The 15,526-nt window shown below is 30.3% G+C and carries 15 protein-coding genes and 1 CRISPR repeat array; of the genes, 12 read left to right on the forward strand and 3 right to left on the reverse strand.

The window, feature by feature from the left end; translation table 11 throughout:
• The 4 genes from UGRO018_RS03050 to UGRO018_RS03065 all read left to right on the forward strand — a co-directional run.
• Window positions 1–1,520 (forward strand): AAA domain-containing protein (locus tag UGRO018_RS03050; RefSeq protein WP_416324985.1); only part of this gene is annotated, 1,520 nt, incomplete at its 5' end.
• A 468-nt stretch (window positions 1,521–1,988) separates the two neighbouring features.
• Window positions 1,989–2,159, forward strand: coding sequence for a hypothetical protein (locus UGRO018_RS03055; RefSeq protein ID WP_416324986.1), 171 nt, complete (start codon window positions 1,989–1,991; stop codon window positions 2,157–2,159).
• Between the two features lie 14 nt (window positions 2,160–2,173).
• The gene (locus UGRO018_RS03060) at window positions 2,174–2,587 is read left to right on the forward strand and encodes a hypothetical protein (RefSeq protein ID WP_416324987.1); all 414 of its coding nucleotides are present in this window, start codon (window positions 2,174–2,176) and stop codon (window positions 2,585–2,587) included.
• 44 nt (window positions 2,588–2,631) lie between these two features.
• Window positions 2,632–2,961, forward strand: coding sequence for a hypothetical protein (locus tag UGRO018_RS03065; protein ID WP_416324988.1), 330 nt, complete (start codon window positions 2,632–2,634; stop codon window positions 2,959–2,961).
• A gap of 89 nt (window positions 2,962–3,050) precedes the next feature.
• Here the strand turns inward: UGRO018_RS03065 and UGRO018_RS03070 are convergent, their stop codons facing one another.
• A complete protein-coding gene (locus UGRO018_RS03070) occupies window positions 3,051–3,230 on the reverse strand; it encodes a rubredoxin (RefSeq protein ID WP_416324989.1) in 180 nt (59 codons plus the stop codon).
• 639 nt (window positions 3,231–3,869) lie between these two features.
• Between UGRO018_RS03070 and UGRO018_RS03075 the strand changes: the two genes are divergently transcribed.
• Both UGRO018_RS03075 and guaA read left to right on the forward strand, forming a co-directional pair.
• Window positions 3,870–5,288 (forward strand): amidophosphoribosyltransferase, encoded by a 1,419-nt coding sequence (locus tag UGRO018_RS03075; protein WP_416324990.1) that lies wholly within the window; start codon window positions 3,870–3,872, stop codon window positions 5,286–5,288.
• 232 nt (window positions 5,289–5,520) lie between these two features.
• A CRISPR array of direct repeats spans window positions 5,521–5,955; the repeat unit is 32 nt; unit sequence ATTTAGATCCCCAAGCCGGAATAAGGCTTGAC.
• A 383-nt stretch (window positions 5,956–6,338) separates the two neighbouring features.
• Window positions 6,339–7,646: a glutamine-hydrolyzing GMP synthase gene (gene guaA, locus UGRO018_RS03080; protein WP_416324991.1), complete on the forward strand. Its 1,308-nt coding sequence runs from the start codon at window positions 6,339–6,341 to the stop codon at window positions 7,644–7,646.
• A 189-nt stretch (window positions 7,647–7,835) separates the two neighbouring features.
• On the opposite strand, the gene UGRO018_RS03085 is transcribed toward guaA, so the two are convergent.
• Window positions 7,836–8,528, reverse strand: coding sequence for a DNA-methyltransferase (locus UGRO018_RS03085; protein ID WP_416324992.1), 693 nt, complete (start codon window positions 8,526–8,528; stop codon window positions 7,836–7,838).
• Window positions 8,529–8,660: 132 nt separating this feature from the next.
• Between UGRO018_RS03085 and UGRO018_RS03090 the strand changes: the two genes are divergently transcribed.
• The 4 genes from UGRO018_RS03090 to UGRO018_RS03105 all read left to right on the forward strand — a co-directional run bounded on the left by UGRO018_RS03090 (window position 8,661) and on the right by UGRO018_RS03105 (window position 12,376).
• Window positions 8,661–9,848 carry a DNA adenine methylase gene (locus tag UGRO018_RS03090; protein WP_416324993.1) on the forward strand — a complete coding sequence of 396 codons (1,188 nt, stop codon included), beginning with the start codon at window positions 8,661–8,663 and terminating at the stop codon, window positions 9,846–9,848.
• On the forward strand, window positions 9,841–10,653 hold the full coding sequence (locus UGRO018_RS03095) for a TdeIII family type II restriction endonuclease (protein ID WP_416324994.1): 813 nt from the start codon (window positions 9,841–9,843) through the stop codon (window positions 10,651–10,653). Before UGRO018_RS03090 ends, UGRO018_RS03095 begins: the two co-directional genes overlap by 8 nt.
• 40 nt (window positions 10,654–10,693) lie before the next feature.
• Window positions 10,694–11,470 (forward strand): protein NO VEIN domain-containing protein, encoded by a 777-nt coding sequence (locus UGRO018_RS03100; RefSeq protein ID WP_416324995.1) that lies wholly within the window; start codon window positions 10,694–10,696, stop codon window positions 11,468–11,470.
• Window positions 11,471–11,923: 453 nt separating this feature from the next.
• Window positions 11,924–12,376 (forward strand): transposase, encoded by a 453-nt coding sequence (locus tag UGRO018_RS03105; protein ID WP_416324996.1) that lies wholly within the window; start codon window positions 11,924–11,926, stop codon window positions 12,374–12,376.
• Window positions 12,377–13,044: 668 nt separating this feature from the next.
• On the opposite strand, the gene UGRO018_RS03110 is transcribed toward UGRO018_RS03105, so the two are convergent.
• Window positions 13,045–13,980 carry a helix-turn-helix transcriptional regulator gene (locus tag UGRO018_RS03110; protein WP_416324997.1) on the reverse strand — a complete coding sequence of 312 codons (936 nt, stop codon included), beginning with the start codon at window positions 13,978–13,980 and terminating at the stop codon, window positions 13,045–13,047.
• Between the two features lie 217 nt (window positions 13,981–14,197).
• Between UGRO018_RS03110 and UGRO018_RS03115 the strand changes: the two genes are divergently transcribed.
• A complete protein-coding gene (locus UGRO018_RS03115) occupies window positions 14,198–14,848 on the forward strand; it encodes a type 1 glutamine amidotransferase family protein (RefSeq protein WP_416324998.1) in 651 nt (216 codons plus the stop codon).
• Window positions 14,849–15,092: 244 nt separating this feature from the next.
• Complete coding sequence (locus tag UGRO018_RS03120; RefSeq protein WP_416324999.1) at window positions 15,093–15,497, forward strand: VOC family protein; 405 nt, start codon at window positions 15,093–15,095, stop codon at window positions 15,495–15,497.
• Window positions 15,498–15,526 lie beyond the last annotated feature (29 nt).

Raw genomic sequence — 15,526 nt, forward strand, 5'->3', positions numbered from 1 at the left:
TTGAAAAATTCTTAAAAGATAAAAATTATGATACTGAATTAAAGAGCTTGCAAGAAAAATCTGAAAGATATTTTAAATCTTTTTTAGCTATTAAGTATAGAAACTCATTAAGACGAAATTTCTGTTTAAATGATTATTTACATAAGGAAAATTTTCAGAAGTTTATTTTTGAATATCCTATTATTTTATCAACTACTCATGCTATCTCACTTTCTAGAAACCATGATTTTAAATTTGATTATTTAATAATAGATGAAGCTTCACAAGTCGAATTAATACCAGGGATTATAGCATTAAGTACTGCAAAAAATGTAGTAGTAGTTGGAGATAAAAATCAACTTTCTCATATACCTGAAGAAAGTATAAAAAAAGATGAATATAAAAAACTAAGTGAGCAATATAACATTAGTTTTGAATATGATTATTATGAAAATAGTCTGTTAAGTTCATTTGATTTTATTTTCAAAGACGATATTAAAGTTCTATTGAGAGAACATTATAGATGTGATAGACGAATTATAGAATTCTGTAATAAAAAGTACTACGATGGAAAATTAATTTGCCTTTCTAAAAATGAACAAAGGAATCCCTTGATTTTGTTAAAAACAGTATCTGGTAATCATCTAAGATATGGGAAAAAAGCAATTAATAAAATCACAAATATCAGAGAAATTGAATCATTAATTGATAAAGAGTTTATACAAGAAATGGGAATTAAATTAGATGGTGATAAGACATTTGGCTTTATTGCTCCTTTTAGAGGACAGGCTAATATAGCAAGTAAGATTTTACCTTCGGAATTTCAAAAAGATACAGTTCATAAATTTCAAGGTAGAGAGTGTGATATTGTAATGTTTTCTTCTGTTTTAGATAAAAAGGTTAAATCAAAAGCATTAATGAATTTTGTAGATGAGCCTCATCTTTTGAATGTAGCCATATCTAGAGCAAAAGAACAATTTATTTTAGTTTCACATGTTGATACATTCTTAGAAGAAGATGGTGATATAAGTGATTTAATTAGATATATCCAGTACTATAAGGAAGATTGTTTGATATATGAAAGTCAAGTAAAATCAATTTTTGATTTATTATATTCAGATTATTCAACTCTTTTAAAAGAGAAAGAGAAAAATAGAAAGTGGAAGAAATCTAGGTTTAATTCTGAAAATCTATTATATGAACTATTAGATGATATACTGGATAATCGCAAATATAAATATGTTAGAGAAGTATATCTAAAAGAAATGTTTCAGGAAAAATCATTATTTACAGTTGAAGAAGTTACCTATATTCAAAATAATTCAAGAGTAGATATAGTGATATACAATATTTATGATAAAAAACCTTTATTGGGAATTGAGGTAGATGGATTTATGTCTCATGAAAATAACCCTGTTCAATTAATTAAAGATAATTTAAAAGATAGTATTTTTACGAAAGGTAAAATACCTTTATTGAGACTTAAAACAAATGAATCAAATGAAAAAGAAAGAATTAAAATGTATCTAAATCAAAATTAAATATGAAAAATATTGTATATGTCTATTAAATATGTAATCATAATAACTTATTTAAAGGTGTAGTATAGTAAGGAAAATATATGGGCTATGTAAATAGTTTTAAGAATTAAGCTCAAATAATGTTGATAGATGGATCAGATAAATTTAGAATACTATTTGCTGTCATATAACCTTTTTTATTCCATAATTTCTAGCGTGATTTTGTCAAAGCTGATATCACATGTACATGAAATAAGAAAATAAAAAATAATTATGGAGTAATTTTATGAATACTTATACAGATAGAGAAATATATAAAGAAAGTGCTGTGATTGACAAATCCTTTAAAGGTAAGGAAAATTCACATCAATGTTGAATATCATATATTTTACTTTAAAAGTGAAAATATAGTTTCTATCTAAAATGAAATGAATAAACTGGATGATTGCAAAAAGTGTTTATGTTTATTTATAAAGAAAGGATAAAAAAATGAAAATAAAAGAGCTACGTGATTCAGTAAAGGAAAAAGATAGTAAAGTATTAGAAAATATATTGGTTGAAGTTTATAAGTTATTGCCAAAGGATAAAAAGGAAGATGCTGATGTCTTGATTGCAGATATCTCATCTGGAAAAGGAAAACAGAAAAGAGTGATATCGTAAATTATCCTGAATTATTGACCGAAATAGATTACTTTATTCAATGTGCAAAACAGGGATATTACTTTGCACCAAACAGAGTGATTTCAAAATCGGAACGCCCTAAATGGAGGTTTAAAGTAAAAGGTTTTATAAAACAATTATTAGCTTGTTCAATAGAAAATCCCTGTTATCCAAAAGCAGTTTCTGCACTAACTTCTTTATATGAATTTATATGTCAAAGCTGTGGAGTATATATATTTAGAAGTGAGGTCCCATTTCAATCACTTGGTATTGATCAAGATGATTTATACGCATCTGTTGTAGAAAAAATAATTTCTCTTGGTGTAAATGAAGAAATTATGAGAAAGTTGATTTTACTTGCAGTCAATGTAGATCTTAGCTTGATTGCTTACATGAACAACTCATTGACCGTTTACTTAGTATTTTAAATACTGAGGAGCAGAGAAAGGATCTTTTATCTATCGCAATAAGTATGCGAAAAGAACAATATCAGAAATTGAAATCATATAAAACAAAATATGAAATTCCCTATGAAGAACGTTCTCTTCTTGAGGAATTGAATAAGATTACCTTTATTATATCAGCTATTTTTGGTGTTACACAAAATGATGTTGATGAATATTTTAAATATAGTCAAGATCGTGCAGAAGTAAGCTTGTATTGTATGTTAAATTATATTAGCATTTTCGGAGTTGATGAAGATTGGATAGATGTTTATCGCTATGCAATTACAAAAATGAAAATAGAACCAAGAGATTATCTAAAAAACAAATATCAAGAACTTTTGAAAGAATTAGCATAGAATGATAATCTTATATGGAGATAGGAAAAATTATATAGATTTTAATCCTTAATTAAAAGGCATGGCTCTATATCGATAAGAGCTATGCCTTATTTATTTGCTTTGATTTCATGGTACTCATTTGTTGCTGCATGAACCTCAATATCGATTTTTCTAGGACGAAATTCATCTTTGCCTGCATCACATAATGGGCATTGATAATCAGCAGGTTCTTTTAAAAAGTCATCACCTTCATAGATATAACCACATACACTACACATATAATTCATGTCAATGTCCTCGCTTTCTTTATGTAAATCATTATACTGATATTCCTTATGTTTGTCAGTTAAAATGCTCCTAGGATAGATTGAGAATGACTATAAAATTTCTTTCTAAAACTAATATTTATTGTTTTTTAGTATTATTTGGTTTTAAGAAACCTTTGGTCATCAATTTTTTTCAACCTTATAGCCAGCATTATAAGGCATCCTTCGTATTAGCAATGTAATCAACATCACTCGATCATATGACTAGTTCTTCCAAAGTTCATTCTTGAAGTTATCGGATTAAAGATTATTTCTTTTCCCATTTCTAATATAGAATAAGGTTTTCAAGAATAATCTATACAATAAAATCATCGCTGATTAAAATTTCAATCATAACAATCATGAAATCATTGTTACAATTTTCATTTTAAACCAGTATCGATATATTATTATTTTCTAGCTAAAAGAAACATCGATGGTAAGCCACATGTTATTTTTGAGATATAAATGAAATCTTTAGAAAAACAGTACTTTAAGGTATCAATCTAACAAATTTTCATAAATTTTTACATTTTTGTATTCAATATAGAAAAAATAGAGTAAAATTACTATGTACGCTTTGTACAAGAACAACAAAAAGAGAGTAAATTGGAGGTAATTATGAGCGGTTTTTTTGGAGTAGCTTCAAAAGAAGATTGTGTTTTAGATGTATTCTTTGGTGTTGACTACCATTCACATCTAGGAACACGAAGAGGCGGTATGGCAATCCATGGTGATAAAGGATTTAGTCGTGCCATTCATAACATTGAAAATTCACCATTCCGTACAAAATTTGAAAAGGATATTGATGAATTTAAGGGAAATCTTGGAATCGGCTGTATATCTGATAATGAAGCGCAGCCATTATTGGTGAAATCTCATTTGGGGTCCTTTGCTATTACAACGATCGGACGTATCAATAATATTCAAGAGCTACAAGACCTATGCTTTGAAAAAGGTGTAACACACTTTTTGGAAATGAGCTCTGGAGAAGTAAATCCAACAGAACTAGTTGCATCTTTGATCAATCATAAAGAAACCATTGTCGATGGATTGCGATATGTGCAGGATTTGGTAAAAGGAAGTATGAGTATTTTGATTTTGACACCTGAAGGAATCTATGCATCAAGAGATCGCCTTGGCAGAACACCGATTGTATTGGGAGAAAAATCAACAGGATTCTGTGCAACCTTCGAAAGCAGCGCTTTTTTAAATCTTGGATATCACCATCATCGTGATCTTGGACCTGGAGAAATAGTCTACATTACACCTGATAAAGTTGATGTTAAACAAAAACCATTGGATCAAATGAAAATATGTTCTTTCTTATGGGTATATTATGGTTATCCAACCTCTACCTATGAAGGAGTCAATGTTGAATGCATGAGAAATCGTTGTGGAGAATTATTAGCAAACCGTGATGATGTAAAGGCAGATAGCGTAGCTGGTGTTCCTGATTCTGGTATTGCACATGCAGTTGGGTACTCTAATAAATCTGGTATTCCATTTGCTCGTCCTTTTATTAAATATACACCAACATGGCCTCGTTCCTTTATGCCAACTAGTCAGGCGCAACGTTCTATGATTGCGAAAATGAAATTGATACCGGTTCAAGAGTTGATTAAGGATAAGAAGCTGTTATTAATTGATGACTCCATTGTTCGTGGAACTCAGTTAGGTGAAACAACGGAATTCTTATATGATAGTGGAGCTAAAGAGGTTCATGTTCGTCCTGCATGTCCACCTATTATTTTTGGCTGTAAATATTTAAATTTTTCTCGTTCTAGCTCTGAAATGGATTTGATTACACGTCGTGTGATTCGTAAATTAGAGGGTGATGATGTGTCTGATGCAGTGCTTGCTGAATATGCTGATCCTGATAGTGAACGTTATAAAAAAATGTGTGATGAAATATGTAAACGTGGAAATTTCACATCCCTGCGCTATCATCGTATTGATGATATGGTTGCGGCTATTGGATTGGACAAGTGTAAACTTTGTACTTATTGTTGGGATGGTAAGGAAGATAACGATGAGTAAGGTTAAGAATTTTATATTTGAAAATTTTTAGTATATGAATTGATATAATAAAAGACCCAAATAAACCTAAAGTGTTAGGAAGATTTGGGCTTTTTATATATGAGGTAATCTTTTGGAATAAGGCTTGACTTTTGCAAGCAGAGCAGTTTTAGAAGAGTTAGTTAATTTAGATCCACGAAGCCGGAATAAGGCTTGACAGTTTATGGAGTGTGCGGTATCTAGGTCATTTTTGATTTAGATCCCCAAGCCGGAATAAGGCTTGACAGTGCACTGGAAGCAAACTTTGTTATCCTTCCAAATTTAGATCCCCAAGCCGGAATAAGGCTTGACATGGAACGCTTTACAAAGCAGATGGAGTATGTTGATGATTTAGATCCCCAAGCCGGAATAAGGCTTGACTTTCTGATTGAATAATCGTATTTAAACCTATATTCTTATTTAGATCCCCAAGCCGGAATAAGGCTTGACAGAAAAGGTGCTAAAAGGATCTTACACCAAGATATTTAGATCCCCAAGCCGGAATAGGGCTTGACCTGATGTGATGTTGGCAGTTCCGTTACAATTTCAAATTTAGATCCCCAAGCCGGAATAAGGCTTGACCTTTTTCTTGTCTTTCTTATGTGCAGATGCTTTATATTTAGATCCCCAAGCCGGAATAAGGCTTGACAGCAAAAATAGCATAAATCTAGTTAAATGAAACAGAAATAAGAGCGCTATTAATATCATTTTTTTACAATTTATTTCATATAGACTTGATAATGCTAATTCTAAATGCGAATCCCCTAGGAAAACCGTGTGAGCATAAGGTTCGCAAAATAGATAATCAAGAAAACTGTTATAACACCCTTACAATATAATTATAGCAGTTCTATGAATGATCAACCAGATAAAAATACATTTTTGCATAAAATAAGTCAAAGAAGCTAAATAATGGAATAATAACACTAATTTTTATCAAAATTTTCCTTTATTTTTTTACATATTGATGCAAGCGTTTTATAAGTGTGATAAACTTATGGTGGACAAAAAGAAAGATAGGAGAATTGAAGCATGAAACAAGACATGATTGTAATTTTAGACTTGGGTAGTGAAGAAAATACACGCTTGGCTAGAGAGATTCGTGAATTAGGCGTATACAGTGAAATCTATCCCCACGATATAACAAAAGAAGAACTAGAAAAGTTACCAAATGTAAAAGGTATGATTATCAATGGTGGACCAAATCATATTGTAGATGGAGTAAGGATTGATGTATGCGATTGTGTATATGAAACTGGTTATCCGATTATGTCAGTAGGGCATGATCTTGCAAAATGTAAAGAAAATTTGGAAGATTGGTCAGATGATACGGATGAAAGACTTACTGTTTTAAAACATTTTGTATTTGATGAGTGTCATGCTGAGGCTAATTGGAATATGAAGAATTTTGTTGAAGATCAAATCGAATTAGTAAGAAAGCAAGTTGGAGATAAAAAAGTGTTATTGGCTTTATCTGGTGGAGTAGATAGTTCTGTTGTTGCTGCTTTACTGATAAAAGCAATAGGGAAGCAGTTAGTATGCGTTCACGTAAATCATGGCTTAATGCGTAAGGGTGAATCTGAAAGTGTTGTTGAAGTATTTAGAAATCAATTAGATGCGAATTTAATTTATGTGGATGCGAGTGATAGATTCTTAGGGAAATTAGAAGGTGTTGCAGATCCAGAAGCAAAACGTAAAATAATAGGTGCTGAGTTTATCAGAGTTTTTGAAGAGGAAGCACGTAAACTGGAAGGTATCGATTTCTTGGGTCAAGGTACAATTTATCCTGACATTGTGGAGAGTGGAACGAAAACAGCTAAAATGGTAAAGTCACATCATAATGTTGGTGGATTACCTGAAGATTTTGATTTTGATTTAGTTGAACCGTTACGTATGTTATTCAAAGATGAGGTTCGTGCATGTGGATTAGAATTAGGTTTGCCTGATGAAATGGTATTCCGTCAGCCGTTCCCAGGTCCAGGGCTTGGAGTACGTTGTCTGGGTGCGATTACCAAAGAACGTTTAGAGGCTGTTCGTGAAGCTGATGCAATTCTAAGAGAAGAATTCCATAATGCAGGTTTAGATAAAAAGGTTTGGCAGTATTTTACAGTTGTACCTGATTTTAAATCTGTTGGTGTAAGAGATAACGCTAGATGCTTTGAATATCCTGTGATTTTGCGTGCTGTTAATACAATAGATGCTATGACGGCGACAATTGAACAGATTGATTGGCCAATTTTAATGAAAATTACAGATCGCATTTTAAAGGAAGTAGCAAATGTAAATCGTGTTTGTTATGATTTATCACCAAAACCAACTGCTACAATTGAGTGGGAATGATGAGGAAATGAAAGAAAGGGATTGTAAAAATAGTTAAAGAATAATGGCTATGAGAGGGCTTACTCTGTTATGGATAAAGCCATCTAATAAAAAGCACTTTTTCCAGTTTTGGATAAGTGCTTTTTCGATTTTTATAACTTATAACTCGTTATAATCCCGATTAAGAAGTTGATTCATATAAAATCAAATTTAAGTAATTCGCTTTTGTGCAGCTTCGTAGTATTCTTTATTAATTTCGATACCAATAAATTGTCTGTTCAAAAATTTACATGCAACTGCCGTTGAACCAACTCCCATAAATGGATCTAAAACAACATCGTTTTCATTTGATGCAATCTTTATGATATGCTCCAATACAGAAATTGGCTTTTGAGTCGGATGTTTTGGATTGCTTAATCTTTCTGGATATTCGCATATAGGTGTTTCAATAAAGTTATGCATTTTATTTTGTGAAATAAAGTTCCATTTATGTCCTTTGTTCCATAAACAAATTATTAATTCACAACTGTTTAAAAAGGTTGTTTTGTATATGCAAGGAGTTGGATTAATTTTATGCCAAACCATAAATTGAAAAGTATCAAATTCTTCATCAAAAAATTCATGCCATAGACCTATTTGGTTATAACTGGTAAATACAAAGATGTTCCCATTTGGTTTTAAAATTCGTTTAAAATCCTCAACTAATAAGCTAGGATTAAAATGTTTCTCATCCCATTTTGCGATTTTTGTGTTTAATTTTCTGTTTCCGATATAAACATTACTTTTTGAATATTTTGAGATGTTATATGGAACATCTGTTAAAATTAAATCGATAGAACTATTCTCAATTTTCTTTAATTCTTTAAATGCATCTCCATTAATTAAATTAATTTTTTCTTTCATGTAAAGATCCTCCTTATAATATTGTTTATATTTATAATGAGAATTAGATATGTTAAGGTCTTTACTTTACTTTTATCTTTTAAGTGTTGTGTAATTTTGCTATAATAATAAATAAAGGAGACGTGATTTTAAATGGGCCACATTCTGAATGAAAAACTATCTTCATTAATAAAATACCCAGGGGGTAAAGAAAAAGAACTTAAATATATTTTACCAAATCTTCCAAAGAAAATAAATAGTTATTATGAACCATTTGTGGGTGGAGGTGCAGTTTATTTTTCTATTGAGGCTAATAGGTATTTGATAAATGATAAATCTGTTGAATTAATTTCACTTTATACAATGGTAAAAAATCAAAATGTAGAATTTTTTGAAAAATTAAAGGCTTTTGATCATAATTGGAAAATAATTAGTAATGTTGTAGATAATCATTCGAAATTATTAATTAAGTTATATAACTCATATAAGAGTAATCAAATTAATGAACAGCAATTAAGTGATGAAATTACTCAATTTGTATTAACCAATACTGATGAGTTTAATGGTCTCCTTACAAGAAATTTTAATTATCAGATAGAAAATTTTGTTAATGAGCTATTTAAAAGTATTAAAAATAAAATGATAAGAATGAAAAGGTTAGAAAGTCAAAAGTGTAATTTATCTGAGACGGATTTAATATCAAACATTGAATGTTCTTTAAAAACAGCATTTTATAATCATTTTAGATATTTGATTAACCATAAAGATGAACTCAATCTTTCTGAAGCTTTTACAACAGCAATTTACTTTTTTATGCGTCAGACGTGCTATTCTTCAATGTTTAGGTATAACAAAAATGGACAATTTAATGTTCCTTATGGTGGAATATCTTATAATAGAAAAAGTTTTTCAAACAAAATTTTATATTATCAAGATGAGAAATTAATTGATCATTTAAATAAAACCCTAATTGGAAATATGGATTTTTATGATTTTATGTATCAAAACCCACCTAAAAAGGATGATTTTGTTTTCTTGGATCCTCCGTATGATACAGAGTTTAGCACTTATGCTAAAAATGAATTTAATCAAAATGATCAATTGAGATTATCTAGTTATTTGTTATATGAGTGTTTTGGTAATTTTATGCTAGTAATCAAAAATACTGATTATATTTCTTCTTTATATCAAGTGGGTCAAAAGACTGCAAATGGTGGAAAAATATATATAAGCAGTTTTGATAAAAAATATTTTGTAAGTTTTCAAGATAGAAATGATAAAAATGCACAACATCTTGTAATAACAAATTATCCAATTGATGGAGGTGTTTTCAATGGATGATAATAAGAAAAAAGCAATACAACAAATAATTGATTCAAATATCAAAAGCTTTGCAGAAGGATTTGAATTAAGGTATATAAGTGAAGTCAATGATACTGAAGGTGTTATTAATCGAAAAAAGAATAATTGCTTTATTGCAGGATTAGGTAAAGAGTTTATGTTCTATAGTGCGTTTGTACGAAGCTTTGACAGTTCTTTCGGACGAATACTAGAAAATATTGGCAATAGTATAGCAAAGTTATCTTATGATGTGCGTGGAAACATAGAATCATTTTTATTACCACAGCAATCGCAACATATGGATTATATAATTTTAGAATATGAAAGACATGCTAAACCTAAAGTTTCTGATTACAATGAATTTAACTGTATGATACCGGCTGATATTAGGAGTTTTCAAAAATCACATGTTACAGATCATTATTTTTATAATAAAGAAAAGAAAGAACATTATCTAATTGAATTAAAATCTGGTGGAGATTTAGATAATAAAAAAGCTAAAACTGAAAAGTTGGCTTTATTACAAGAATATTTTATTTTAAAGAATTCTTTGATAGGTAAATCAGAAGAAAAAATCAAAATTTATTTTGGGACTGCGTACAACATGTATGGAGAAGGCGTGGAATGGAAGCAAGAGAGAGTTAAACAATTCTTTTCTGAAGAAGAGCTGTTAATTGGTAAAGATTATTGGGATTTTGTTTGTGACGATGAAGATGGTTTCAATATAATTTTTGAACAATATAAACAAAGTGCTTCATATATTGAAGATGCCTTGGAAAGAATAAAAGAATTATATTTTTTATAAAATAATAAAGGGTTAAAAACTCGGAAGGGAGAAATAAGCAATGCATTCAGAAGGTGATATTAGAAAAGCAGTAAGGTTATTGCTAGATAAGTATGGAGAAATTAATATTACAGAAGCTAAAGAAATGCTTAAAGAAGTACTAGAATATGATAAAGAGGATGAAGAATTATCTTCTTCACGTAATGAAATTAAAATTCTTCAAAGAATTGGAAATATAGCAAGCCATCAACTTGATGATATAAAGATTTATAAAGAAGGCTTCATTCTAGATAAAACTCAAGAACCTGCAAAGTTTTTTGCTTTATCTGGTACTGGTGAATCTAAAAAGAAAATTTCAGAAACAAAGATTGCCGAAAGAAAGAGAAAGGCTAAATTATTTAAAGGTAGAAAAATTGATTGGGGAGTGTTAAGGGAAAAGAATGATGATATAGGTAATATGGGTGAAGAATTTGTTTTAGAATTTGAACAAGATAGAGTATCTAATTTTGATCCTACTTTAGTTACAAGTGTCTTACATTTGAGCCGATTACAAGGAGATGGATTTGGATATGATATAAGTTCAGTAAATGAAGATGGAACAACTCGTAGAATTGAAGTGAAGACCACAACAGGTGGATTAAACACTCCGTTTTTTATGAGTAAAAATGAGAAACTTTTTTTTGAAACTTACAAAGATGACAACGTATATTTATATCGAGTTTATGAGTTTAATAAATTAACAAGAAGAGGAAAAATAGAGATTATTGAAGCAACAACTTTACTTAGTGATTATGATTTTGATCCTGTTTCGTTTATAGTGGCAAAGAAAAAGTGTTAGTTTTTTAGGTTCTTACTCGAATTAAGGTGAAATAGCATGAGAGACAGCACAGGACAAAGTGCTGTCTTTCTTCGTGATATCACTTCTCATAAATAGTATTGGAATAAATATAGTAAAATTGATATCAATAATTCATTATTCAGTTAAGGATTTGATATTATAATAGATGGAAACAGATGATGAGATAGTAATCTTTGTTAAATCCATGATTAATATTAATACGTGTCTTCATGTGGACACCCTATTGACAAGCTTCATAACACATATCATAGAAGAATCCAAGCCCCATTTGGAGGCAAGACCACCACTTATGTTGATATTAATGCTTATAAGTATATTTGTTAGAATGAAGATTGTGAAAGATAGGTTGTTGCACAGGAGTTACCTTTTGCCTCAGCTTCTCAAAGGAGAACTGATGAGCTTAACTGTCTTGTTCTAGCCATGTCGCGACTTTTGAGTAATGAAGGCGCTAGTAAAGTGTTGAAACTTATTGGAGTTAATATTAGCAACGATTCCATTAAGAGACTGATAGATAAGATTTCTATAGTAGACAACCCTAATGTAGACGGAATTGGTATTAATGATGCCACAATAAGAAAAAGACAGACCTATGCGACCGCTGTTTATGATTTGAACGACCATCATCTAATTGCTTTACTTGATGGCAGAGACAAAGATACAGTAGTTGCTTGGTTGTTGAACCACGAAAAAATAAAGATAGCGCTCCGTAACAGGGCCAGTACCTATGCTGTAGCTAGCAGCGAAGTACTGCTGGAATGCATACATGTCCCAGAGCGTTTTCACCTGTTTCAAAACTTGATTGATAAGATGAATGAAATATTCAAAGAGGAACTTCCTTATGAGATATTTATAAAAGGTAGAGGAATTCTAAATGACCTGCCATAAAAAGTTAAGATTCTTAAAGTTGATCTTTCATCAAAAAAATAAAAACAGTACGACTATGATAATAATAAACCCATAGATAGTGATTGAAGCCTCATATGTTTCGACTCTAAAAACTTTGATAAACAAGATGCACAACACTTGAAGTAGGCGGAAAGATGAAAAAAAAACAAAATATGATAATTCAAGTAAAAAAAGATGGGGATGAACGGATGAACTTGAAAAGAAGAAAAGCAAAATTTTAATGGAGGAGTTTTCACTATCATATCAAGCTGTTAAAAATATATAGAGATGGGGGAAGATGATATAAAGTTATTAGATTACCCAAGATACAGCACTTTTTCCTGTGTTGTATCTCATGCTATTTTACCTTAATTCGAGTAAGAACTTTTTTTATCGGATACCTTTTAAAACTTTAATTTATCTTTAAAATATTTTGAAAAAATGGTAATATAATGAGAATACCATTAAGATAATAATATTAGAAGATTTTATTTTAACATGAAATCTAAAATACTTTATTTATATCTAACTGAGTAAAACAATATGATGCTTAACCTTCAAGTGATAGTTTATAAAAATATGAATCCAATGTTCAACTTATTTAATAATTCAAGTTAACATTAAAAAAACGGTTTAGGTCAAGTAAAACCTTCGCCGTTTTTTCTTGTTTATCCATTATGATAGATATTTGCTAAATCATATATTTTCTTTTTCATCTTTGCACGAACTCGTGCAGGTTCTAAGCATTCACATTTTTCTCCGAAACTCAAAAGAATATCATAATGATAATCATTTTCAACAAAAGGATATGTAACAATATAATGTTCATCACCATCAGCAGAAAAGTTTTCAAAGGAACAATAATCAAGTACTCTATCCATGATCGATATATGAATGCGTATTTTAATTTCTATTTGTAATGTTGATAAAGTTTCATCAAATTCTAATTGTGGTTTCTGATAGTCCCTTGGCATAAAAGTTTGTTCTAGTAATTGTAAATTTGATATGCGTGATAATCGAAATAGACGAAAATTGGTTCTTTTCTGACAAAAGCCATATAAATACCAATGATTACTTTTGAATACTAATTGATATGGTTCAACAATACGCTTAGTCTGATAGCCATGATGAGCAATATATCCAAATGAAAGTAGTTTGTTATGTTGTAAAGATATTCTAATGATTTCTAAATAAGACTGAATGTTACTATTTCCGCTCCATTGATTTAAATCTATCAAAATCTGGTTAACCTTAAATTCGATTTCTTTTGCTCTGTCAGAAGGAATAAAACTTTTTACTTTTGCAATGGCGTTTATCAATTCATCTCCTCGCATCATATTGGAAAGACTTGAAAGTCCCATTAGGATAGCCGATAAATCAGTTGCTGAGAAGCACTTCTTATCAAGTTTGTAGTTTGGCATAATTTCAAAACCGCCTCCAACACCTGGGGTTGAACGAATTGGTATCCCTGCTAAGTCAATAGCATCTATATCACGATAGATGGTACGCAAAGAAACTTCAAACATATCAGCTAATTCGCATGCACTCATACGTTTTTTGTCAAGAAGAACTAAAATAATGCTCATCAGTCTGTCTATCTTCATCTTCTCACCATCTTTCAGATATTTTAATTTTATTATATATTGTTGCCATAATGGTGTCAACAATCGCATGATATACTGGAAATAAGAAAGGAGGACACAAAATGAGAAAGAAAGCAGGTGATTATGAATATTCAAAATAATATGAGAAACATTATAAAGAGATTATTGGCAATATAAATAATGGATTGAAATAAAAGATTAAAAAAATGACAATAGAATGGAGAATTTATATGAAAACATTTACGTTTATGTTTTGGATACTTTAGCAGATTGGGAGTTAGGATATGTAACATCGGAGCTTAAATCAGGACGTTTTTTTAAAAAAGATTCACAAAGAATTGATCTAAAAACAGTCAGTCATACTAAAAAACCAATTCATACCATGGGAGGACTTACGATAACGCCAGACTGTTTAATTGAAGATATTAACTTGAATAAAACAAGTGTATTGCTATTACCTGGAGCAGATACATGGAATGAACCTGAACATATCAATATCATTGAGAAAGCAAAAGAGCTTCTAACTTTAGGTGCTGCTGTGTGTGCAATCTGTGGAGCTACCACTGCACTTGCAGATGTCGGATTATTAGATAAGCGTCTACATACAAGTAATGGAATAGGTTACCTTGAGATGTTTTCTCCTTATTATAAAGGGCAAGATTTCTATATTGATAAGCCTGCAGTGAAAGACCAAAATCTTATAACAGCAAGTTCTTCTGGTGCTTTATTATGGGCAAAACAAATCATTGAACATCTAGATGTTTTTCAAATGAACACTTTAGAGTATTGGTATCAGTATTTTCGTACAGGAGAACCCCAATATTTTTTTGCTCTTATGCAAAGTTTACCAACAATAACACAAAAGTAATTAGAACATAATTTAGTTAGAAAGTAAAAATGAATCACATACGGTTGAAATGGTCAAAAAGATGTTTCAATTATAGCCTTTGATGATTAAGATGTTATCAGATTGAGAGAACTTAAAGAGGTGAAAAAACATAATTTCATCAGAAATGAAGCGATATGTCTGATTTATACAATTCAATCATAAAATACACTCTATATAATAATCATAGTGAAAGAAAGAGGTAATTAAAAGAGGTGATTAAATGATGAGATTTCAAGAGACTACAATTCGTATTCTTGTACGAAAAAATTATGCAGAATGCTATGACTTTTATACCCAAAAGCTTGGATTGATTCCTGTGTGGGGTGATAGAAACGGACCATATACTTCCTTTACCGTGAATAAAGATGTTGCTCCTTGTTTCACAATATTTTTAGGCTCAGCAATGGAACTGTTTCAAGGCTATGAACAACCCAAAACAGATGCACAACCAGATACAATCGCAGGAATTATACCAAGCGATGATTTAGACAAAGATTATTTGCGATTAAAACATGCTGGAGTTGTTTTCCTAGGTGAACCTCAATTTATTGAAGCATGGGGAATGCGATGTACCTATTTCAGAGATCCGGAAGGAAATCTTTTTGAATTAACAGATTCTACAATATAATATAATAAGAGTTTTATAGCGATATATTC

It is taken from the genome of Hoskinsella mucinilytica (genome assembly GCF_045223415.1).
GTDB lineage: Bacteria > Bacillota_I > Bacilli_A > Erysipelotrichales > Erysipelotrichaceae > Hoskinsella > Hoskinsella mucinilytica.